The 23032-nt window shown below is 66.6% G+C and carries 20 protein-coding genes; 15 read left to right on the top strand and 5 right to left on the bottom strand.

All coding sequences use genetic code 11. The annotated features are described in order from the left end of the window. Window positions 1-15 precede the first annotated feature (15 nt). The 8 genes from A9O67_RS13130 to A9O67_RS06645 all read left to right on the top strand — a co-directional run bounded on the left by A9O67_RS13130 (window position 16) and on the right by A9O67_RS06645 (window position 10501). The gene (locus tag A9O67_RS13130; protein WP_197484453.1) at window positions 16-3471 is read left to right on the top strand and encodes a pilus assembly protein; all 3456 of its coding nucleotides are present in this window, start codon (window positions 16-18) and stop codon (window positions 3469-3471) included. Window positions 3472-3496: 25 nt separating this feature from the next. Continuing rightward, window positions 3497-3937: a type IV pilin protein gene (locus A9O67_RS13125; RefSeq protein ID WP_082955425.1), complete on the top strand. Its 441-nt coding sequence runs from the start codon at window positions 3497-3499 to the stop codon at window positions 3935-3937. 131 nt (window positions 3938-4068) lie between these two features. Next, the gene (locus A9O67_RS06665; RefSeq protein WP_068608656.1) at window positions 4069-5709 is read left to right on the top strand and encodes an ATP-binding protein; all 1641 of its coding nucleotides are present in this window, start codon (window positions 4069-4071) and stop codon (window positions 5707-5709) included. After that, window positions 5706-7331, top strand: coding sequence for an ATP-binding protein (locus A9O67_RS06660; protein ID WP_068608654.1), 1626 nt, complete (start codon window positions 5706-5708; stop codon window positions 7329-7331). Before A9O67_RS06665 ends, A9O67_RS06660 begins: the two co-directional genes overlap by 4 nt. After that, complete coding sequence (locus tag A9O67_RS06655) at window positions 7322-7621, top strand: nucleotidyltransferase domain-containing protein (RefSeq protein ID WP_068608652.1); 300 nt, start codon at window positions 7322-7324, stop codon at window positions 7619-7621. The genes A9O67_RS06660 and A9O67_RS06655 overlap by 10 nt, the downstream gene beginning before the upstream one ends. Then, a complete protein-coding gene (locus A9O67_RS06650) occupies window positions 7618-8157 on the top strand; it encodes a hypothetical protein (RefSeq protein ID WP_068608650.1) in 540 nt (179 codons plus the stop codon). Before A9O67_RS06655 ends, A9O67_RS06650 begins: the two co-directional genes overlap by 4 nt. 168 nt (window positions 8158-8325) lie before the next feature. Then, on the top strand, window positions 8326-8685 hold the full coding sequence (locus A9O67_RS13950) for a pilin (RefSeq protein ID WP_082955424.1): 360 nt from the start codon (window positions 8326-8328) through the stop codon (window positions 8683-8685). 397 nt (window positions 8686-9082) lie between these two features. Then, window positions 9083-10501 (top strand): PglL family O-oligosaccharyltransferase, encoded by a 1419-nt coding sequence (locus tag A9O67_RS06645; RefSeq protein WP_197484452.1) that lies wholly within the window; start codon window positions 9083-9085, stop codon window positions 10499-10501. A gap of 30 nt (window positions 10502-10531) precedes the next feature. On the opposite strand, the gene apbC is transcribed toward A9O67_RS06645, so the two are convergent. Continuing rightward, complete coding sequence (gene apbC / locus A9O67_RS06640; protein ID WP_068608646.1) at window positions 10532-11623, bottom strand: iron-sulfur cluster carrier protein ApbC; 1092 nt, start codon at window positions 11621-11623, stop codon at window positions 10532-10534. A 166-nt stretch (window positions 11624-11789) separates the two neighbouring features. Between apbC and metG the strand changes: the two genes are divergently transcribed. From metG to A9O67_RS06610, 6 genes are read left to right on the top strand one after another with little or no spacing between them, the layout of a single operon-like run. Continuing rightward, complete coding sequence (gene metG / locus A9O67_RS06635) at window positions 11790-13895, top strand: methionine--tRNA ligase (RefSeq protein WP_068608644.1); 2106 nt, start codon at window positions 11790-11792, stop codon at window positions 13893-13895. Continuing rightward, window positions 13895-15544: a SulP family inorganic anion transporter gene (locus A9O67_RS06630; RefSeq protein WP_068608642.1), complete on the top strand. Its 1650-nt coding sequence runs from the start codon at window positions 13895-13897 to the stop codon at window positions 15542-15544. Before metG ends, A9O67_RS06630 begins: the two co-directional genes overlap by 1 nt. Window positions 15545-15579: 35 nt before the next feature. Next, a complete protein-coding gene (locus tag A9O67_RS06625; RefSeq protein ID WP_068608639.1) occupies window positions 15580-15792 on the top strand; it encodes a DUF3460 family protein in 213 nt (70 codons plus the stop codon). Beyond that, window positions 15789-16637 (top strand): segregation and condensation protein A, encoded by an 849-nt coding sequence (locus A9O67_RS06620; protein ID WP_068608637.1) that lies wholly within the window; start codon window positions 15789-15791, stop codon window positions 16635-16637. The genes A9O67_RS06625 and A9O67_RS06620 overlap by 4 nt, the downstream gene beginning before the upstream one ends. Window positions 16638-16664: 27 nt before the next feature. Then, window positions 16665-18287: an L-aspartate oxidase gene (nadB, locus tag A9O67_RS06615; RefSeq protein WP_068608635.1), complete on the top strand. Its 1623-nt coding sequence runs from the start codon at window positions 16665-16667 to the stop codon at window positions 18285-18287. After that, window positions 18284-19249: a DMT family transporter gene (locus tag A9O67_RS06610; protein ID WP_068608633.1), complete on the top strand. Its 966-nt coding sequence runs from the start codon at window positions 18284-18286 to the stop codon at window positions 19247-19249. Before nadB ends, A9O67_RS06610 begins: the two co-directional genes overlap by 4 nt. Here A9O67_RS06610 and A9O67_RS06605 read toward each other — a convergent pair. After that, complete coding sequence (locus A9O67_RS06605; protein ID WP_068608631.1) at window positions 19218-19889, bottom strand: sulfite exporter TauE/SafE family protein; 672 nt, start codon at window positions 19887-19889, stop codon at window positions 19218-19220. The genes A9O67_RS06610 and A9O67_RS06605 overlap by 32 nt on opposite strands. Before the next feature lie 46 nt (window positions 19890-19935). Continuing rightward, window positions 19936-21315, bottom strand: coding sequence for an oxygen-independent coproporphyrinogen III oxidase (gene hemN, locus A9O67_RS06600; RefSeq protein ID WP_068609811.1), 1380 nt, complete (start codon window positions 21313-21315; stop codon window positions 19936-19938). Between the two features lie 209 nt (window positions 21316-21524). Here hemN and fnr point away from each other — a divergent pair, with 209 nt between their 5' ends. After that, window positions 21525-22250, top strand: coding sequence for a fumarate/nitrate reduction transcriptional regulator Fnr (gene fnr, locus A9O67_RS06595; RefSeq protein WP_068608629.1), 726 nt, complete (start codon window positions 21525-21527; stop codon window positions 22248-22250). A gap of 48 nt (window positions 22251-22298) precedes the next feature. Here fnr and A9O67_RS06590 read toward each other — a convergent pair whose 3' ends face one another. Next, the gene (locus A9O67_RS06590; RefSeq protein ID WP_231960307.1) at window positions 22299-22640 is read right to left on the bottom strand and encodes a hypothetical protein; all 342 of its coding nucleotides are present in this window, start codon (window positions 22638-22640) and stop codon (window positions 22299-22301) included. A 35-nt stretch (window positions 22641-22675) separates the two neighbouring features. Then, the gene (locus A9O67_RS06585) at window positions 22676-22978 is read right to left on the bottom strand and encodes a nitrogen fixation protein FixH (protein WP_185974451.1); all 303 of its coding nucleotides are present in this window, start codon (window positions 22976-22978) and stop codon (window positions 22676-22678) included. Between the last annotated feature and the right edge of the window lie 54 nt (window positions 22979-23032).

Genomic DNA, 23032 nt, shown 5'->3' with positions numbered 1-23032 from the left:
TGGAGGAATACCACTATGTCCCCGATTCGCCGCTGGACGGCCGCCACGCTGGCCACCCTCTTGGTTCATCATCATGCATGGGCAGCGCTGAACATTCCGAACGCCCCGCTGCAATTGATGACGGGCGTCGACCCCAACATCATGCTACTGCTCGATGACTCGGGATCGATGCAATTCGAAGTCATGCCGGACAACGAAATTCTGGCTCAAACCTACTATCTTTACCCGCCTGTCAGCGGGGTCTATGGACCCGATCTTTACACGATTCGGGTTCCATCGTTCAACACAACGAACAACCCCTACGGGGCAATTGTTCGAAGCCCCGCATTCAACACCATCTACTACAATCCCGCCATCACCTACCGGCCCTGGCTACGGTCGGACGGAACGACTTTTCCTGACGCAACCAAGACCTGCGCCCCTCACAACCCATTCAACACCAGTCTCGGATGCCGGGATTTCACCCAATCTGCATCTGCCAATATCCGGTGGGCGAGCTGTAGTAGCGCAAGTAACTGTCCAGCCCCCACCAACACTTCAAACCAAACCTATTGGCCAGCAGTCTATTTCCGCTATAACGGCGGTCCAAAATGGAATACAGGATCTTACACGAGGGTAGAAATACGATCGCGGACCGCAACTTACTCTGGCGATGGTAGAGAAAATCGCACGGACTGCAGCAACGGAGTTTGCACATACGAACAGGAAATCAAAAATTTCGCCAACTGGTACACCTACTACCGTTCACGGATCTTGGCCACTCGGGCTGGCGCCGGTCGGGTTTTCGCCACTCAGGGGGGGAACCTGCGCGTGGGTTTTGCCACGCTGAATGCTGCCAGCCGAACCGTCGACGGCGTGAGCACATCCAACATCGTCCGGGGTGTTCGACCGTTCTCAGGGACGGATCGACAAAATTTCTTTTCCGACCTCTACGGCTGGGATATCCCTGCAGCGGCAACGCCCATCAGGCCAGCACTGGATGCGGTGGGGCGCTACTACAGCCGCAGCGATGACCGCGGCCCCTGGAGCACGACACCGGGTCAAAGTGGTGGACAGTTGTTGAGCTGCCGGCGCTCGTTTGCCGTCCTCATGACTGATGGGTATTGGAACGGTGACTTCGCCAGTGGCGGCGCTCGTTCGGACAATGACAGCACCGACGGTCCGGCTCACACCGGGCCGGACGGACGCAGTTACACCTACACCGCTCGCAGCCCGTTTCGCGATGGCCGCTCCGACACGCTTGCCGATGTCGCCATGTTCTATTGGAAAAATGACCTGCAACCAAGTTTGGCGAACAACGTCCCCACCGACCCCAAAGATCCTGCTTTTTGGCAGCATATGGTGACCATGGCCATCAGTTTGGGACTGAGCGGCTCCAGCATTGATCCTGATGCCGCCTTTGCGGCGATCGACACCGGTGCCACCATCAACTGGCCGGACCCTCAGGCCTCGGATACCAGTGGAGGGGCTGCATATCCTGCCCGTCTTGACGACCTTCTGCACGCGACGGTCAACGGTCGCGGGGCATTCGTCAGCGCCCAGAATCCGTCGGAGCTTGAGGAGGGATTCCGCCGGGCATTGAACGATATCGCCAACCGTTCGGCCTCAGGCAGTGGGATGGCGGCCAATGCACGGCGGTTGGTTGCGGACGCCAAGATCTATCAGAGTGAGTTCAATTCCACCCGATGGTCGGGCGACTTACTTGCATACCGAATAACGGCCACAGGCGTGGTACGACCACCCATTTGGCGTGCATCCGAACAACTACCCGCACCCTCCTCTCGCCGCATCTTCACACTCAATGCATCAGGGCAAGGCATCGCCTTCACGTGGTCTAATTTGAGCTCTGCCGACCGAACAGCCATCGGATCCGAGGCCATTCTCAACTATATCCGAGGTGATCGCTCCAACGAGGTCGCCAATGGCGGGACCCTACGCAACCGAGCCACGCCTCTTGCCGATTTCATCAACTCCGAACCCGTATTTCAGGCTTTGGTGGGGAGTGCCGGCGTCGTCTACATCGGTGGAAACGGCGGCATGCTACACGCCTTCGACGCTAACACCGGCCGGGAGCTGTTTGCGTACGTACCCCGAGCGCTCCTTAGCGCGCTCCCAGACTTGGCATCGACGGGCTATGGTCACCGCTTCTATGTTGATGGCCAACTCCGCTTGACGACGAAGAATGAGATCGCTTCCCGCACGATCCTGGTCGCGTCTGCCGGACGGGGGGCCAAAGGTTTCTTTGCCTTGGACGTATCTAACCCAACCAGCTTTGGATCTGGGAACATTTTGTGGGAACGTCTTGATCAATCCGCTACCGCCGAACCGGACATGGGGCACGTGATCGGAACGTTTGAACTGGCCAGAGCAAATAACGGTCGCCCAGTGATCATTACTGGCAACGGCTATAACAGCCCGAACGGCAAGGCTGTACTGTTCGTGATCGACGCAGAAACCGGCTCGGTCGTACGAAAAATCGACACCGGTGTTGGTGGCGACAACGGGATGGGCCCACCAACCTTGGTGGACGAAGACGGAAACGGAACAGTGGATACTGTTTACGCGGGCGATCTCAAGGGAAACCTTTGGAAGTTTAACCTGAGTTCGGGTACACCAACGTCATGGGGCAACCCTATCAGTAGCAATCAACCACTCTTTACTGCGACGACGTCCTCAGGACAAGCACAACCGATCACGGCGGCTCCTGCATGGGCAATGCCTCCCTCATATATTGCTACCCCTTTACAGGGGAAACGCTTCGTGTTTGTAGGTACGGGCTCCTATTTTCGCAACGAAGACAAAACTGACACACAAACCCAGACCATCTACGGGGTGATTGATCAAGGCATCAAGGTCTCGAGGTCGCAACTGGTACAACGCGCATCTCCGTCCGAAAGCACGTTTGCTGGCGAAACGGTCCGAACATTCGGAACAGGCTCATATAACGACTACTTCAATACGTCGGGTCAACTCACCCGTTACGGTTGGTACATAGATTTCAACACCAAGCCTGGCGAACGTTTCATTCTGCAACCACAGATTCAGCCCTCGCGACAGTTGGTTCTGGATTTTTCGTCTATCATACCCAGCCAGAACCCTTGCACGCCCGCATTGAGCGGCTACAGCAACTTCGTCGACCCATTTATAGGAGGCGCCTTGTCATTCGGATACGCCGATATCAACCGAAATAACAATTTCGACGACGACAAGATCAATTCTCCCAGCGGTACGGTTTTCATTGGGGGTCGAGCCACCATGGACCCCATACTCGGCAGCAACCCGATCTTTGCCGGAGGGGGGACCGACCCCAACACGGGACCGATCAGCGGAGGATCAGGCCTGCCTACTCCGCAGATCAATCGGATCGCCCGCTGCGAACAATTGGGCACAGCAATACAGGCATCAGGCGGCCCCAACCTTCTGCTGCGCACCTACAATTGCCGCAGTGCGTGGCGAGAGCTAGTGGATTGATGGAGACCAAGCGGGAGTTTTTTGCATGAAATGCGTACACACGCGGGCAGCCGGATTTACCCTGTTGGAGCTGATGATTGCGGTGGCAATCATCGGCATTCTGGCGGCCATCGCTTACCCCAGCTATACTGAATACGTACGCACGAGCCGACGGGCGGCAGCAGCCGCGTGCTTGCTCGATTGGGCGCAAATGTTGGAACGCCACCGCACCGTTACTTTCTCATACTTAAATCCCCCTCCGGTAACCAACATCAACTGCGCAGGCAACAGTGAAAGTGGTCGGTTTTACGACTTCGTATTCAAGGACGGTCAACCCAAGGCCAACGAGTATGTTCTCATCGCAAGACGCAGAGCGGGCTCTCAGACCAGCGATCGATGTGGTGATTTGATTTTAGACCATCTGAGTCGACGCTATATCGAGAACGAGGCCAACGGTGTCACCGCGACCGACTGTTGGCGCCAGTAGGTGGCGGTCAGAAATTTTTCCCCATTCAACCGATTGCATCGAGTGTCTGCTCACCAAGGCTCGACATTTCAAACCACAGAGCACGTGTTCTGCAATCGACGGGCTCACTGGCATCCAATCGATCTGACTTCATGCCCTTCACTCGTCGCAAGCTACCCATCGGCATCCAGACCTTTGCCAAGATCCGCCTGGAGGGGCACTACTACGTCGACAAGACCCCGCTGATCGCGCGGCTGGCGGACCAGGGTGGGGCCTACTTCCTCTCCCGCCCGCGCCGCTTCGGCAAGAGCCTGCTGCTGGACACCATCGCCGCGGCGTTCGAGTGTCGGCGTGAATTGTTCGACGCGCACGACGGCGCGGATGGCACCGCAGCGCGCGAGAAGCTCTTCCTCGCCGACCACTGGGACTGGGCCAAGCCCCACCCGGTGATCCGCCTCAGCTTTGCCGAAGGGCGGCTGGAGCGCCGGGACGAGCTCGACCGCCACATCCGCCGCCAGCTGCGCGAGCAGGCGCAGCGCCTGAGTGTGGAACTCAGCGATCCCGACGACATCCCCGGCAGCTTCGCCGAGCTCATCACCCGCGCCGCCGAAGCCCACAACCGCCAGGCCGTGGTGCTGGTCGACGAGTACGACAAGCCCATCCTCGACAACCTCGAGGCCCCCGACCTCGCCCGTGCGATGCGCGAGGGGCTCAGAAACCTCTACAGCGTCATCAAGGGCCGGGATGCCGACCTTCGCTTCGTGCTGCTGACGGGGGTGTCCAAGTTCAGCAAGGTCTCCATCTTCTCGGGCCTGAACAACCTCTACGACCTGACGCTGGATCCGGAATACGGCACCGTCTGCGGCTACACCGACGAGGACATCGACACGGTGTTCGCGCCGGAGCTGCAGGCTGCTGCAGCCGAGGGCCAGGCGCTGGATCGCGAGGAGATCCGGCGCTGGTACAACGGCTACCGCTGGGGGCCGGTGAGCGTCTACAACCCGTTTGACGTGTTGTTACTGCTGCGCAGCCGGCAGTTCCGCGCGCACTGGTTCGAGACCGGCACGCCCACCTTCCTCGTCGAGTGGCTGCGGAACCGGGGCTTCTACACCCCGCAGCTCGAGCGGCTCTACGCCAGCGAGCAGCTGCTGTCGGCCTTCGACGTCGAGGCCATCGAGCCCGAGGCGCTTCTGTGGCAGACCGGGTATCTCACCATCGACGGCCAGGAGCGCCGCGGCGCCACCAGCGTCTACCGCCTGCGCGTGCCCAACCTTGAGGTGCGCAGCGCGCTCAACGAGGCGCTGCTGCTGCGCGGCTGGTATCCGGGCGGGGGGCGGCTGACGGCGCTGACGCTGCACCTGCATGACCTGCTGGTCCGCGGTGACGCCGAAGGCCTACGCGCGCACTTCGAGCGCCTGTACGCCAGCATCCCGCACGACTGGGTACGCGCCAACCCCATCGCCCAGTACGAGGGCTACTACGCCAGCGTCTTCTACAGCCACTTGGCCAGCCTGGGCCTGGACATCGTGCCGGAGGAGGTCTCCAACCCCGGCCAGTGCGACCTCGTCATCCGCCACGCCTGCCGCGCATGGGTGATCGAGTTCAAGGTCATCGACGGTGAGGAGCCGACCGGCGAGGCGATGCGCCAGCTCAAGGCCCGCGACTACGCCGCCAAACACCGCGGCGCGCCGGGCATCCACGAGGTGATCGAGCTCGGCGTGGAGTTCAGCCGTGCCCGGCGCCAGATCGTCGGGTGGGAGGTCGAGCGGTCTGCCGGTATAACACGGCCATGAACACCGCTGCCCGCCGCAAGCTGCCCATCGGCATCCAAACCTTTGCCAAGATCCGCCTGGAGGGGCACTACTACGTCGACAAGACCCCGCTGATCGCGCGACTGGCGGATCAGGGTGGGGCCTACTTCCTCTCCCGCCCGCGCCGCTTCGGCAAGAGCCTGCTGCTCGACACCATTGCCGCAGCGTTTGAGTGTCGGCGCGAATTGTTCGACGCCCACGACGGCGCGGATGGCACTGCCCCGCGCGAGAAGCTGTTCCTTGCCGACCATTGGGACTGGGCCAAGCCCCACCCGGTGATCCGGCTCAGTTTCGCGGCCGGGCGGCTGGAAAAGCGCGAACAGCTCGACCGCCACATCCACGCCCAGCTGGAGGCCAACGCCCGCCATCTGGGGGTCGAGCTACCGCCGCCGGACACGGACGTCCCGCTGCGCTTCGACGCCCTGATCGAGCGCGCCGCCGAGGCGCACGCCCGCCAGGCCGTGGTGCTGGTCGACGAATACGACAAGCCCATCCTCGACAACCTCGAAGCCCCCGACATCGCCCGCGCGATGCGCGAGGGCCTGCGCAACCTCTACAGCGTCATCAAGGGACGGGACGCCGACCTGCGCTTCGTGCTGCTGACGGGCGTGTCCAAGTTCAGCAAGGTCTCGATCTTCTCGGGTCTGAACAACCTGCGCGACATCACGCTGTCGCCCGAATACGGCACGGTCTGCGGCTACACCGACGCGGACATCGACACCATCTTCGCGCCGGAGCTCGAGGCTGCCGCCGCGGAAGGCCAGCCGCTGGACCGCGAGGAGATCCGGCGCTGGTACAACGGCTACCGCTGGGGCCCGGTGAGCGTCTACAACCCGTTCGACGTGCTGCTGCTGCTCGCCGAACGGCAATTCCGCGCGCACTGGTTCGAGACCGGCACGCCCACCTTCCTCGTCGAGTGGCTGCGGAACCGGGGCTTTTTCACGCCAAAGCTCGAGCGGCTGCTGGCGGACGACGACCTGCTGGGGGCGTTCGACGTGGAGCGTATCGAGCCCGAGGCGCTGCTGTGGCAGACGGGGTATCTCACCATCGACAGCCAGCAACGCAAGGGCAGCCGCACCGTCTACACCCTGCGGGTGCCAAACCAGGAGGTGCGCTACGCCCTCAACGACCGGCTGCTGAAGGCCTGGATGCCCGATGCCTCGCTGGTCAGCCGCCTGGCCAGCGACCTGTACGACCTGCTCACCGACGGCGATGCCGAAGGCCTGCGCGCGCACTTCCAGCGCCTGTACGCCAGCATCCCAAATGATTGGTATCGCAACAACCCCATTGCCCAATATGAAGGCTATTACGCCAGCGTCTTCTACAGCCACCTGGCAAGCCTCGGGCTCGACATCGTGCCGGAGGAAGTCTCCAACCCCGGCCAGTGCGACCTCGTCATCCGCCATGCGGGCCGCGCGTGGGTGATCGAGTTCAAGGTCATCGACGGCGAGGAACCCACCGGCGAGGCGATGCGCCAGCTCAAGGCCCGCGACTACGCCGCCAAGCACCGCGGCGCGCCGGGCATTGCGGAGGTGATCGAGCTCGGCGTCGAGTTCAGCCGCGCCCGGCGCCAGATCGTGGGGTGGGAGGTGGCATGCGCCTGAGCGAAACGGAGCGCGCCGTCATCCGCGACACCGTGCGCGAGCTGTTCGGCCCGCAAGCGCGGGTGCGGCTGTTCGGCTCGCGCACCGACGATGCGGCGCGCGGCGGCGACATCGACCTGCTGATCGAGTGCCCCGAGCCGCTGCCGGACCGCGCCGCGCGCACCCATCGGCTGGTCGCCCGGCTGCAGATGCGCCTGGGCGACCAGCGCATCGACGCTCTCGTGGTTGACCCTGCCACCCCCGCCACCCCCATCGTGCGGGTGGCCCAGCACACCGGCATCGCCGTATGACGACCCCGACTGAACCCATCGCGCCGCCCACGCCGCTGGAGCGGTTTCTGGCCACCCTCGACATCGTGCACCGCGAGGGCACCCACCTGCTCTGGAGCCTGCAGCGGCTGTTCGGCGCGGGCGAGCCCGACGCCGACTGGGTGCGGATGCTGGAATCCCGCCCGGAGGATGCCGAGCGACTGGAAGCGTTCGTCTCGCGCTTTGGCCGCATGCAGGACACGATCGGCGACAAGCTGCTGCCGCGCTGGCTGGCGGCCCTGTCGGAGCGGCCCGCCAGCATGATCGAAAACCTGCGCCGCGCCGAACGACTGGGCGTGCTGGACTCCGCGGAGGCGTGGATCGCGGCCCGCAACCTGCGCAACCGGCTGGTGCACGAGTATCAGACCGACCCCGAGACCTTCGCGCAGGATCTGCGGCTGGCCGAGGACGCGGCCCACCTGCTGCTGCGCACCTACGACCGCCTGCGCGAGGACGCCCACCGGCGACTGGACGTGGCGCCGGACCGGCTGCCGCCGGCGCTGGACGTCAAGGTTTGACGTCATGATTTGATGCCATCGGCGCCGCCCGGCCCCTTCGCGTGGCGCCCGCGCCACGGGCGCACGAGCCAACATCGCGCAGATACTGCAGCTGGCACGGATGGTGCTACGATGATCTTGACCCCGTCGACCACGGGGCCAATGTGTCCATCTCTGGAGGTTGAAACCATGAAACGTGTCCAACAGGGCTTCACGCTCATCGAACTGATGATCGTCGTGGCGATCATCGGCATTCTGGCAGCTGTGGCGCTGCCGGCTTATCAAGACTATACCGCGAAGGCCAAGACTGGTAACGCGATTGCTCAAGCGGACGCTGTCAAGCTCGCTATAGCCGAAGCCTACAGCGCGACCGGCAGTGCCACGTGCCCGACGACATTGCCGAGCGGAGTCTCTTGCAACAACGGAACAATTACATCCACCTATGATGGAGCGACAGTCACGATGACGCTCAGCGCGTCAGCTGCCAGTATTTCATGGACGTGCGCCCCCGGATCAGGGGCAAAAGCAGTCAAGGGTTGCGGCCTCTGATATCTTAAACAGAGGAGAGGGGGCGCCTGATGCGACCCCCATTCACATGATCAATGCAAGAGAAACATACAGCCTGCTGATCTCTATCCTTGCATTAGTTTGCCTCTCCTTAAGTTATTTGCTTCCACTCCACCTGCCTCCGTGGACCACCTTCCACGGAGAATTTTTATTTTTTTGCTTCATCGCACTATTATTTTCCGGCAAGATTTTGCCCGACCTCACCAAAACATCGTCCACCACAACACAAAAAATAATCTTTGTCGTTACCGCATTCACGGTCATCCAGAGCTTGTCATCAGATCCCGCGACGGAGCTTTTCATCTTTCCAGCGTTTGCATCCGTCTCTGTGATGGCATACCTCACCGGAGGCACATATCAGACGCACACCAACGATTTCTTGCCTGTCGTAGTCACATTACTTCTTACCGCTCTGATCTCATCGGCGATCGCCATCCTGCAGTGGTCCGATTTTTTGGACAAGGACAGTTGGGCAGCTGGTGCAGCCTTCCTTACCCCCAACCAAGGAACCGGGCGAGCGGTAGCGAACATCGGGCACCCCAACAACCTCGGCACGCTTCTGGTCATCGGGCTGTGGTGTGCGCTGTGGGTGGCGCAGCAGCCCGCGGCGCAGCGGCTCGGGCGGCACGTCCGGACCCTGCTGCTCGCGCTGGTGGTGGCCGTGCTGACCTTCGGCGTCTACCTGAGCGGATCGCGCACCGCGCAGCTGAACCTGCTGCTGGCGCCAATGCTGACGGCGGCGTGGCTGCTGTGGCGGCACGGGCACCTGCGCCACGCCCTGCTGGCGTGGGTGGCGGTGCCGGCCGCGCTGCTGTTCGCGTTCCAGGCTGCCACGCCGGTGTTCACCGAATGGCTCGGGCTGCCGAGCCCGCCGGAGGACCGCCCCCTGACGCAGGACAGCCAGCGGCTGCGCCTGTGGGCGATGGCGTGGACGGCCGTGCTGCAGCACCCGTGGATCGGCAACGGCCCGGCGGCAATGGCGCAGGCGCACCTGGAACTGAGCCCGGTGTACGGGGCGATCGATTACAGCATTGCTGCGCACGCGCACAACACGGTGCTGGACCTGCTGCTGATGTTCGGCCTGCCGGCGGGAGGGGCGATCGCCGCCGCGGTGGCGTGGCTGTGGTGGCGCGCCGCGCGCGGGGCGCACGATCCGCAGCGCTGGCTGCCGTGGCTGATGGTGACGGCGATGCTGGTGCACGCGCTGCTGGAGTACCCGCTGCATTACGGGTTCTTCCTGTGGCTGATGTGCCTGCTGCTGGGGTACCTGACGGGGCAGCCCGGCCGCCCCGTCGCGCTGCGCTGGCCGCTGGCCACGGGCATCGGCTGGCTGCTGGCGTGCGCGCTGGTGGCCTACCCGGTCTGGCGCGGCTACGTGGAGGTGGAAAAGCTCTACACCCTGTTCCGGCAGCAGGGCGCGGCGGCCGTGCGCGCCGCGCTGCCGGACGCGCACCCGTTCTCCAAGGCGCTGTACCCGGGGCTGCTGGCGCGGGTGGACTGGCTCAGCCGCCCGGCGGCAAGCCTGAGCAACCTCACCGACGCCGAGCTGGCGGCCCTGGAGCGCACCACGCGGAATTACCCGCTGCCGGGCCTGCTGTGGCGCACGGCGGTGGCGTACGGCTTCCGCGGCGATGCGCAAAAGGCCGCCTGGTACGGGGAGCGGCTGTGCGCGATGTTCCACCCCGGCCTGTGCAAGGCCGCGATCACGGACTGGCCGGCCCTCGGCGCCGGACGTGCGGACTGGCCCGAGCTGCCGTGGGCCAGGTGGCTGCTGGCCCCAGTTCCCGGCCGGCGCTGAACCGCCCGCGGCCGGCCCGCGTGACCTCCCTCACGTCCCCTGACTGACCCTGATCGTCGGAAACTTGCTCGAATAATCCTTCGCCTTCGCGGCCACGGCAATGGCCACCTGCCGCGCCACGGCCTTGTACAGCGCGGCGATTTCGCCGTCCGGGTCTGCCACGACTGTCGGGCGGCCGGCATCGGCTTGTTCGCGGATGCTGCGGTTCAGCGGCAGCGCGCCCAGGTAGGCGACCTCCAGCTCGGCCGCCATGCGTTTGCCGCCGTCGGCGCCAAAGATATGCTCCGCATGGCCGCAGTGGGGGCAGACGTGCACGGCCATGTTTTCCACGATGCCCAGGATGGGCACCCCCACCTTCTGGAACATGGTGATGCCCTTGCGCGCGTCCAGCAGCGCAATGTCCTGCGGCGTGGTCACGATCACCGCGCCGGTGATGGGCACGCGCTGCGACAGGGTCAGTTGAATGTCCCCGGTCCCCGGGGGCATGTCCACCACCAGGTAGTCCAGATCCTTCCAGTTGGTCTGGCGCAGCAGTTGTTCCAGCGCCTGCGTGGCCATGGGGCCGCGCCAGATCATGGCCTCGTCCTTGTCCACCAAAAAGCCGATGGACATGACCTGCAGGCCATAGTTTTCCAGCGGCTCCATGGTTTTGCCGTCCAGGCTTTCGGGCCGGCCTTCGATGCCCATCATCATGGGCTGGCTGGGGCCGTAGATGTCGGCATCCAGCACGCCCACGCGCGCGCCCTCGGCCGCCAGGGCCAGCGCCAGGTTGACGGCCGTCGTGCTCTTGCCCACCCCGCCCTTGCCCGAGGCGACGGCGATGATGTTTTTGACCTGCGGCAGCAGTTGCACCCCGCGCTGCACGGCGTGCGCCAGGATGCGGGTGTTGATCTGCACCGACACGTTGTCCACCCCGGGCACGCTGCGGGCGGCGGTCACCAGCGCGCGGCGCAGATCGGCCAGCTGGCTTTTGGCGGGGTAGCCCAGCTCCACCTCAAAGGCCACGTCGCCCCCGGCGATTTGCAGGTTTTTCAGGGCACGGGTGGTGACGAAGTCCTTGCCCGTGTTGGGATCGACGACGGCTTGCAGCGCTTGCAGCAGCGCTTGTTGGTTGACGCTCATGGGGGTGCAGTCTCCGAAGGTTGGGCCACGCTGGGGCCGCGTTGGGGCCATGTCCGATGGCGCGAGTCTAGCGGCTCGCACACGGGGCGCTTGCCCCTGCGCGCGCAGTGTCCTCATTAGAATCCCGGACTTGTCCGCCGTTACAGGACCGTTACAGGACCGCTCCATGCCCTCGCGCCGTTTCTTCGTCACCACCGCCCTGCCCTACGCCAACGGCCACTTCCACATCGGCCACATCATGGAGTACATCCAGGCCGACGTGTGGGTGCGCACGCAGCGGCTGCTCGGGCACGAGGTGCACTTCGTCGGCGCCGACGACGCGCACGGCGCGCCGATCATGATCGCGGCGGAGAAGGCCGGCAAGACGCCGCAGCAGTTCGTCGCCGACATCGCCGCCGGCCGCGCGGCGTACCTGGACGGCTTTCACATCCGCTTCGACAACTGGCACAGCACCGACGCGCCGGAAAACCACGAACTCGCGCAGGCCATCTACCGGGCGCTCAAGGCTGCCGGGCTGATCGAGCGGCGCACCATTGAGCAGTTCTACGACCCGGTCAAGGGCATGTTCCTGCCCGACCGCTACATCAAGGGCCAGTGCCCGCGCTGCGGCGCGGCCGACCAGTACGGCGACTCGTGCGAGGCCTGTGGCGCCGTCTACACCCCCACGGAGCTGAGGAACCCCTACTCGGCGCTGTCGGGCGCCACGCCGGAGCTGCGCCAGTCGGAGCACTTCTTCTTCCGGCTGTCGGACCCGCGCTGCGTGCAGTTCCTGGAGGAGTGGACCTCCGCCCCCGGCCGCCTGCAGCCGGAGGTGGTCAACAAGATCCGCGAATGGTTCGCCAAGGACGAGGACGGCCGCGGGGGCCTGGGCGACTGGGACATCAGCCGCGACGCGCCGTACTTCGGCATCGAGATTCCGGACGCGCCGGGCAAGTACTTCTACGTCTGGCTGGACGCGCCGATCGGGTATCTCGCCAGCCTGAAGAACCACTTCGACAAGGGTCAGGCCGCCAACCACTGGCACGCGCCGTCGCGCACGACGCAGACGTTCGACGAATTTATCGCCGACCCGGCAGTGGAGCAGATCCACTTCATCGGCAAAGACATCACCTACTTCCACACGCTGTTCTGGCCGGCGATGCTGCACTTCTCCGGCCGCAAGACGCCGACGCAGGTGTTCGTGCACGGCTTCATCACCGTCAGCGGCGAGAAGATGAGCAAGAGCCGCGGCACCGGCATCGACCCGCTGCGCTACCTGCGCCTGGGCCTCAACCCGGAGTGGCTGCGCTACTACCTGGCCGCCAAGCTCAACCCGCGCGTGGAGGACGTGGACTTCAACCCGGAGGACTTCGTCGCCCGCGTCAACAGCGACCTGATCGGCAAGTACGTCAACATCGCCTCGCGCGCGGCGGGCTTCATCGCCAAGCGTTTCGAGGGGCGGCTGGGCGCCATCGCGCCGGACGGCGAGGCGCTGCTGGATGCGCTGCAGACCGCGCTGCCGGCGGTGGCCGAACTCTGGGCCGAGCGCGAGTACGGCAAGGCCGTGCGCGAGATCATGGCGCTGGCCGACCGCGTCAACGCCTACGTGGACCAGAACAAGCCGTGGGAGCTGGCCAAGCAGCCGGAACTCGCCGCGCGGCTGCACGACGTCTGCACCACCTGCATCGAGGCGTTCCGCATCCTTACCGCGATGCTCAAGCCCGTGCTGCCGGCCACCGCCGAGCGGGTGGAGGCCTTCCTGCGCTGCGCGCCGCTGGACTTCGCCAACGCCGCGCGCCCGCTCGGCGCCGGGCACGCCATCGCCCCGTACGAGCACCTGATGCAGCGCGTCGACCCCAAGCTGCTGGACGCCCTGTTCGAGCCGCCGGCCGCAGACACCGCCGCGGCCGCCGCAGACACCGCGCCGCTGCCCGGCGGCGAGCCCATCGCCCCGACGATCACGATCGACGACTTCGCCAAGGTGGACCTGCGCATCGCGCGCATCGTCGCCTGCGAGCGGGTGGAGGGCTCCACCAAGCTGCTGCGCCTGACGCTGGACGTCGGCGAGGGCCGCACGCGCAACGTCTTCTCCGGCATCGCCTCGGCCTACGCGCCGGATCAGCTGGTCGGCAAGCTGACGGTGCTGGTGGCCAACCTGGCCCCGCGCAAGATGAAGTTCGGCGTCAGCGAAGGCATGGTGCTCGCCGCCAGCCACGCCGACGGCCAGGCCCACCCGGGGCTGTTCATCCTGGAGCCGCACGCCGGCGCTGAGCCGGGCATGCGCGTGCGGTGATGCGCGCTCTGCATCCGTTTCGTCCCCGTCTGCTCGATGACCTGCGCGCCTACGACCGGGCGCGCCTGATGCGCGACATCGGCGCCGGCGTGACCGTCGGCGTCGTCGCGTTGCCGCTGGCCATGGCGTTTGCCATCGCCAGCGGCCTGCAACCCACCGCCGGCCTGTGGACCGCGATCATCGCCGGTTTCATCATCGCCGCGTTCGGTGGCACATCGGTGCAAATCGGCGGGCCGGCTGGCGCCTTCATCGTCATCGTCTATGGCATCGTCGAGCGGCACGGCGTCGGCGGGCTGCTGGTGTCCACCTTCTGCGCGGGGCTGCTGCTGTTTGCCATGGGCTGGCTGCGCCTGGGGGTGCTGGTGCGCTTCGTGCCGGTCAGCGTCGTCATCGGCTTTACCAACGGCATCGCGGTGCTCATTGGGCTGTCGCAGTTGCGCGACGCGCTGGGGCTGCAAGTGGCCAAGATGCCGGCGGATTTTTTCGGCATCCTGCACACGGTGGGTGGGGCGCTGTCCACGGTCAACCCGTACTCGGTGGCGCTGGCGGGCCTGTGCGTGCTGGGGCTGTTCGTGTGGCCGCGGCTGTGGGCCACGGATTCGGCCTTTCGCCAGCGGCTGGACGCGCTGGAGGGCGTCAGCGCGCTGCGCGCCACCTCGCGTCTGCCGGCGCCAGTGGTGGCCCTGGTCACCCTGTCGCTGCTGGCCTGGGCGCTGCAGTGGCCGGTGGACACGATCGGCAGCCGCTTTGGCAGCATCCCGCAGGGGCTGCCCGCGCTGGTGTGGCCCGACGTGTCCTGGCAAACCGTGCGCCAGCTCGTCACCCCGACGCTGACCATCGCCTTGCTGGGCGCCATCGAGTCGCTGCTGTGCGCGCGGGTGGCCGACCAGTTGCACGGCGGCCGCAAGCACGACCCCAACCAGGAGCTGATGGCGCAGGGCATCGCCAACGCGGTGGTGCCGTTCATCGGTGGCATGCCGGCCACGGGCACCATCGCGCGCACGGTCACCAACATCCGCGGCGGGGCCACCAGCGGCGTCGCGGGCATGGTGCACGCGGCGACGCTGGCGGCCATCGTGCTGCTGGCCGCACCCCTGGCGCGCCATGTGCCGCTGGCCGTGCTGGCGGGCATTCTGCTGTTCGTGGCGTGGAACATGGGCGAGTGGCGCGAGTTTGCGCGCCTCAAGCACTTCAGCCACCACTACCGCCTGATGCTGCTGAGCACCTTTGCCGTGACGGTCATCTTCGACCTCACGGTGGCGGTGGAGCTGGGCCTGGTGCTGGCGGTGGTGCTGTTCGTGCGACGGCAAAGCAGCCTGTTCCGCGTCACGCTGCACCGGGCCGATCCACAACGCATCGAGGCGGAGCTGTACGGCTCGCTGTTCTTTGGCGCCGTCACCAAACTGGATGCTTTGATTCAGGCGGTGGAAGCGGCCGATGCGGGCGTGCAGGTGCGCCTGGACGCCCGGCACCTGATGCTGCTGGACACCACCGGGCTGGATGCGCTGAGCAGCCTGCACGACGCCATCGAGCGGCGCGGCGGCCGTCTGGTCATCGACCATTTGCACGAACAGCCGTTGTCGTTGATGCGCCGCACCGGCTTTCTGTCGCGGCTGGCCGGCTGGTCGCCCCTGCCCCCGGCGGCCTAAAATCGCCGGCTGACGCGACGCCCACGAGAACGCCCATGAACCCGCTTGGTCTGCCCGACTACGTCTCCGACGCCACCCAGTTCATCGAATCGCTCAAGCGCAGCAAGCCCGCGCTGGAGGCCGAGCAGCGCGCCGGCCGCGCCCTGCTGTGGGACCGCCCGCAGGACCGCGACTTCTGGCGCGAGGCGCAGCGCGCGCGCGTCCCGCAAAAACCCTACGTCTACCAGACCGAGCCGTCGCTGAAGTGAGCGGCCCGCCGGCCGAGCTGCCCCCCGCGCCCGAGGCGGTGACCGCGCAGCCCGAGGTCATCGATCAGGTGGCCATCGCGCGCCTGTACGGCGAGCCGCTGTTCGCGCTGCCGCAGGATCTGTACATCCCGCCGGATGCGCTGGAGGTGTTCCTCGAGGCCTTCGAGGGGCCGCTGGACCTGCTGCTGTACCTGATCCGGCGGCAGAACTTCAACATCCTGGATATCCCGATGGCCGAGGTCACGCGCCAGTACCTCGGCTACGTGGAGCAGGTGCGCGCGCACAACCTGGAGCTGGCGGCCGAGTATCTGCTGATGGCGGCCATGCTGATCGAGATCAAGTCGCGCATGCTGCTGCCGCCCAAGCCCACGCCGGACGGCAGCGAGCCGGAGGACCCCCGCGCCGAGCTGGTGCGCCGGTTGCTGGAGTACGAGCAGATCAAGCTCGCCTCGCGCAGCCTGGACGCGCTGCCCCAACTGGGGCGGGACTTCTGGCGCGCGCAGGTGCACATCGAGCAGTCGCTGGCGCCGCGCTGGCCGGACGTGTCGGTAGATGATTTGCGCGCCGCCTGGCGCGACATCCTGCGCCGCGCCCGCCTGGTGCAGCGCCACACCATCACGCGCGAGGCCCTGTCCGTGCGCGAGCACATGAGCCTGGTGCTGCGCACCCTACAAGGCCGCCGCTTCGTGGAGTTTGGCGAGCTGTTCGATCCGGCGCGCGGCGTGCCGGTCGCCATCGTCACCTTCATCGCCATGCTCGAACTGGCCAAGGAGCACCTGATCGAGCTGACCCAGGCCGAGGCCTACGCCCCCATCTACGTCCGGCTCGCCTACGTGCCGTCCTGAGCCCCCCGCACCGGACCCGCCATCGCCATGAACCCATCCCCGCCCACGGCCGCCCCGGCCCACCACGTCTACGACGCGCTGATCATCGGCAGCGGCCTGGCCGGCCTGACCACCGCGCTGCTGCTGCCGCCGAGCTGGCGGGTCGCCATCGTCACCAAGCGCTCGATCACCGACGGCTCCAGCGGCTGGGCGCAGGGGGGCATCGCCGCGGTGCTGGCGGAGGACGACAGCTTCCAGGACCACATCGACGACACCATGGTCGCCGGGGCCGGCCTGTGCGAACCCGAGGCGACGCGCTTCACCGTCGAACATGCGCCCGAGGCCATCGCCTGGCTGCGCGAGCTGGGCACGCCTTTCACCGTCGAGGGCGACGGCCTGCACCTGACGCGCGAGGGCGGACACAGCCACCGCCGCATCGTGCACGCCGCCGACGCCACCGGCGCGGCCGTGCAGCAAACGCTGATCGAGCGGGTGCGCGCGGCGGCCAATATCGACGTGTTCGAAACCCACGCGCTGGTGGACCTGATCCTGAGCGACCGCCACGCCGAGTGCCGCGAGCTGCCCCGGCGCGTGCTGGGCGCCTATGTGCTGGACGTGGCCACCGACCGGGTGGAGGTGTTCGCGGCGCCGCACACCGTGCTGTGCACGGGTGGCGCGGGCAAGGTATACCTCTACACCTCCAACCCCGACACCGCCACCGGCGACGGCATCGCCGCCGCTTGGCGCGCCGGCTGCCGGGTGGCCAACATGGAGTTCATCCAGTTCCACCCGACCTGCCTGTACCACCCCAAGGCCAAGAGCTTTTTGATCAGCGAGGCCGTGCGGGGCGAAGGCGGCATCCTGAAGCTGCCGCCGCACCTGGGCAGCCGCCGCTTCATGCCGGACCACGACCCGCGCGCCGAACTCGCCCCGCGCGACATCGTCGCGCGCGCGATCGACTTCGAGATGAAGAAGCACGGCATCCCGTGCGTGTACCTGGACATCTCGCACCAGCCGTCGGCCTTTTTGCACGAGCACTTCCCCAACATCCTCAAGCGCTGCGCGGAGCTGGGCATCGACATCACGCGCGAGCCGATCCCCGTGGTGCCGGCGGCACACTACACCTGCGGCGGCGTGGTCACCGACCTGCGCGCGCGCACCGACCTGCCGGGCCTGTACTGCGTGGGCGAGGCCAGCTACACCGGCCTGCACGGCGCCAACCGGCTGGCCAGCAACTCGCTGCTGGAGTGCATGGTGTTTGCGCGCGCGGCGGTGCGCGACATGGTGGCCCAACCCCGCCCCGCCCCCATCGCCGCACGCCCCTGGGACGACAGCCGGGTGATCGATGCAGACGAGCAGGTCGTCATCAGCCACAACTGGGACGAACTGCGCCGCTTCATGTGGGACTATGTGGGCATCGTGCGCACGGACAAGCGGCTGGAGCGCGCGGCCCACCGCATCGCGCTGCTGCAGGCCGAAATCCAGGAGTTTTACGCCCGCTTCCACGTCAGCAGCGACTTGCTGGAGCTGCGCAATCTGGTGCAGGTGGCGGACCTGATCGTGCGCTCGGCCCAGCAGCGCAAGGAAAGCCGCGGCCTGCACTACAGCCGCGACTACCCCTATACCCTGCCCGAGGCCCGCCCCACCATCCTGGTGCCCGACCCCCGATGACACCCCCGCGCACCCCCTGGACGGCCTACGGCGCCCTGGCCGCCAGCATGGCGCTGGTGGGCAGCTACGTGGCCCTGTCCAAACCGCTGGTCGCGGCCATGCCGGTGTTTTTGCTGGCGTGGCTGCGTTATTTGATCGGCGCCGCGGCCATGGCGCACTGGGTGCGCCGCCCCGCGCACGAGGCGCCCCCCGGCCGCCGCACGCACGCGCTGCTGTTTTTGCAGGGGCTGCTCGGCAATTTTTTGTTTTCCATTTGCATGCTGTATGGCGTGAGCCTGACCACCGCCAGCGCGGCCGGGGTGATCATGGCGGCCATCCCGGCCGTGGTGGCGCTGCAGTCCGCCCTCTTCCTGCGCGAGCGGCTGGACAGCCGGGCGCTGGCCGCCATCGGGCTGGCGGCGGTGGGGATCGGGCTGTTCTCGCTGGACAAGGGGGCCGCCGCGCACACGGCAGCGGCCGCCAGCGCCACCTGGATGGGGCTGCCGCTCGCGGTGTGGGGCAACCTGCTGGTGCTGGCTGCCGTCTGCTGCGAGGCGGCCTACGTCGTCATCGGCAAGCGCCTGAGTGCCCAGATGGGCCCCAAGCGCATCGCAGCCCTCATCAACCTGTGGGGGCTGGCGCTGATGACGCCGCTGGGCCTGTGGGCCGCCCTGGACTACGACTGGGGGCGTATGGGTGCGCCGCTGTGGGCGCTGCTGGTGTTTTACGGCCTGGCGGCCAGCGTCTGGACCGTGTGGCTGTGGATGACGGGGCTGCGCCACGTCTCCGCCGCGCGGGCCGGCGTGTTTACCGTGATGCTGCCCATCAGCGCCGCGACCATCGGGGTGCTGTTCATGGGCGAGCGGCTGACGCTGCTGCAGTGGCTGGCCTTCGGGGTCGCGCTGCTCGGCCTGATCGTGGCGACGTGGCCCACGCGGGCCACACCGCCCGTCACGCGCACCACAGACCCGTCGGCTGGGTGATGCCCATCCACAGCGCCCAGCCGGACGTGGCCGCCAGCGCCAGCCCAGCCAGGCGTATACCCCACCCGCCCGATCGGGCATCGCCCAGCCGCAGCAGCAGCCACGGCCCGGCGACCAGCGACACCATGGTCCCGACGGCAAAAGCCGCCATGATCGCCGCGCCTTCCAGCGCCGAGGCGGACAGCGACGCCACCAGCAGCGCCGAATACAGCAGCCCGCAGGGCATCAGCGCCCAGCCCACGCCCAGCACCGCCGGAGCGCGGGCACCCAGCCGGCTCATCACGGGCCGGGCGCGGCGCCAGACGGCCTGCGCCCAGCCGTCCAGAAAGGCCGGCTGACGGGCCTGCACCACCAGCAGCAGCCCCAGCAGCAGCGCGGCGACGTGCATCATGGTCCACACCGGGCGCAGCACCACCGTCTGCTGGCCCAGCCACCCCATGCCCTGCACCGTACCCCCGGCCAGCGCGCCGAGCACCGAATAGCCCACCAGGCGCCCCAGTTGCCACGTCCACAGCGCCTGACGCGACCGGGGCGCCGCGGCCCGGGCAATCCCGGCGCACGCCGCCCCGCACATGGCCACGCAGTGCGGCCCCCCCACAAGGCCCATCACCAGGGCCGACAGCGTCATGGAAGCGAGCATGGGCGCATGCTATCAGCCCCGCACGGTCACGGGGCGGGACGGGGGGTCAGATGATCTTGGAGAAACGCGCGCGGTCCTGATCGACCTGCAGGTAGCGGTCGAACACCATCGCAATCGCCCGCACCAGATACCACCCCGTCGCGGTGACCTCCAGGTGCGCATCGTCCACGCGCACCAGCCCGTCGCGCTCCAGGGCGCGCAACTGCTCCAGCTCCCGCGCAAAGTGCGAACGAAAATCCACCAGATGCGCCAGGTTGATGGACTCGAAGTCCACCAAACCCTGGCACATGATGGCCATGATGACGCTGCGGCGCAGCAGATCTTCGCGTGTCAGCGCCAGTCCGCGCACGATGGGCAGCCGCCCCTGGTCCAGCGCGTCGTAGTACTCGTCCAGCGTCTTGGCGTTCTGGCTGTAGGTGGCGCCGATGCGGCCGATGGCCGACACCCCCAGCGCGATCAGATCGCAGTCGGGCTGGGTGCTGTAGCCCTGAAAGTTGCGGTGCAGCCGCCCCTGCCGCTTGGCCACCGCCAGCGCGTCGTTGGGCAGGGCAAAGTGGTCCATGCCCACATACACATAGCCCGCCGCGCTCAGGTGGTCCAGCGACAGCGACAGCATCGCCAGCTTGTCGGCCGGGCTGGGCAACTCGGCCACGACGATGCGCCGCTGCGGCTTGAAGCGCGCCGGCAGGTGCGCGTAGGCATACAGCGCAATGCGGTCCGGCCGCAGGCGCTCCACCTGCTCCAGGGTGTGGCGGAAGGACTCCGGCGTCTGCTGGGGCAGGCCGTAGATCAGATCGACGTTGATGGACTCAAAGCCCAGCTCCCGCGCCGCGGCGACCAGGGCAAACACCTGCTCCGCCGGCTGGATGCGATGCACGGCCTTTTGCACGGTGGGATCGAAATCCTGCACGCCAAAGCTCAGCCGGTTGAAGCCCAGCTGGTGCAGGTGCGCCAGGCGCTCGGCCGTCACCGTGCGGGGATCGACTTCGATCGAGTACTCGCCCCCCGGCACCAGCTCGAAGTGGCGGCGGATCATGGCCATCAGGTCGGCCAGTTCGGCATCGCTCAGGAAGGTGGGCGTGCCGCCCCCCAGGTGCAACTGGCTGACCCGGTGACCACGGCCAAAGTGGTCGGTCTGCAGTTCCAGCTCGCGCGAGAGGTAGCGCAGATACTCCGCCGCCTTGCCGTGGTGCTTGGTGATCACCTTGTTGCAGGCGCAGTAGTAGCACAGCGACTCGCAAAACGGGATGTGCACATAGACCGACAGCGGCAGCGCCATCGAGCCGGCGCGGCGCTGCTCGAGCGCCTGGATGTAATCGCGCTCGGTGAACGCCTCGACGAAGCGGTCCGCCGTCGGGTAGGACGTGTAGCGCGGGCCGGGGATGTCGAACCGGCGCAGCAGGGCTTCATCGATGACGTGCTTCATGGGCATGGACTCCATTGGGAGGGTAATGTGCCCCAGGACGGCCCCGCGGCCCTTGACGGGAGTCAAACCCACTGCACACCGATGCCCGCAACGCCCACCGGGACAAAACGCTGCGGGCACGCCGACCGGTTGTTATCATCGGTCGCATTTGGCAGTCCCCCATTGGACAGTCCCCCTTCGGCCTGCGGGCCGGCAACGCCACAGCGCCCATGGATCTGCACAGCATCAAAGTCGCCTGCTCCAGTTGCAATCTGCGCGAGCTCTGCATCCCCGTCGGCCTCAACCCCGGGGAGATGGAGCAGCTCGACAACCTGATCGCCAATCGGCGGCGCGTGCGGCGCGGCGCGGCGCTGTTCGCGGCGGGCGATGCGTTCACCTCGCTCTACGCGGTGCGCTCGGGCTTTTTCAAGACCAGCGTGACGACGGCGGACGGGCGCGACCAGGTCACGGGCTTTCAGATGGCGGGGGAGATCCTGGGCCTGGACGGCATCGTGCAGGACAAGCACTCCTGCTCCGCGATCGCGCTGGAGGACGCCGAGGTGTGCGTGTTGCCGTTCGACAAGCTGGAGCAGCTCTCGCGCGAATTCAGCGCGCTGCAGCACCATGTGCACCGCATCATGAGCCGCGAGATCGTGCGCGACCAGGGCGTCATGTTGCTGCTGGGCAGCATGCGCGCCGAGGAGCGGCTGGCGGCCTTCCTGCTGAATCTGGTGCAGCGCCTGCACGCGCGGGGGTTTTCCAAATCCGAGATGGTGCTGCGCATGACCCGCGAGGAAATCGGCAGCTACCTCGGCATGAAGCTGGAGACGGTCAGCCGCACCTTCTCGCGCTTTCAGGACGACGGGATCATCGAGGTCAAGCAGCGCTATGTGCGCATCCTCGACCCCGACGCGCTGGGCGCCATCGTCAACCACGCCAGCCCGGACGGGGACTGACGGCGCCAGCCAGTCCCCTCGAGCGCAGTCCTATCGAATGCAGACCGCTCAGGCGCAGCCGCCGCAGCGCCCGTCGTCGCACGACGGGCGGGGATTGGCCACCGCCCCATCGCCCCGGACACAGTCCGCGGGACGCTGATCCGGCGGAACCGGGCAGCGGTTGACCTCCCACGGCGACAAGGACAACAGCGTCGTGAGCGCGCCGGCCGCCATGGTCAAGCCCCAGAAAACAAAGAAGGCCAGGGTATAGACGGTCTGTCGCGACCACCCGAGCGACTCCCCCGCCCAATGCAACTCGCTGGGATCGACGAAGGCGAACACCACCATTTCCATCACCGCCGCCATCAGGAAGGCGGGCCAGGCGATCCACATCACGCGTTGGGCCAACATCATGCACTCCTCTCGGGTGTGGCCCCGGCGGGGCCTCAATCTTTTTTGGGCAATGCCGACGACACGGCGTGGTTGCGGCCCTGGTTGGCCGGCAGCAGGGCCTTTTCGGCCTGCAGCCGCTCTTCCGGGGTCATCCGATCGGGCGCCACGACGGCGGGCGCCGGGGCGGCCTCGCGCGGCAGCACCGTATCCGCGTTGCGCACCGCGATCGTGACCGTCACCAGGGACGCCACCACCACGACCAGCGGCCCCCCGATCACCATCCAGACATACGGTTCACGGTACCACGGGCGTGCCGGGGACGGCGGGGCGGGCGTAGGGGCGGTCATCGTGGACATAGTGTAGGCCTTGGTGTATCGCTCTTGGGTTCGAAGCCCCCCGGGGGTTTTCCC

The sequence above is a fragment of the Tepidimonas fonticaldi genome (genome assembly GCF_001675355.1).
GTDB lineage: Bacteria > Pseudomonadota > Gammaproteobacteria > Burkholderiales > Burkholderiaceae_C > Tepidimonas > Tepidimonas fonticaldi.
Note: the sequence above shows the minus strand (reverse complement) of the source record. Positions and strands in the feature narration are given on the sequence as shown.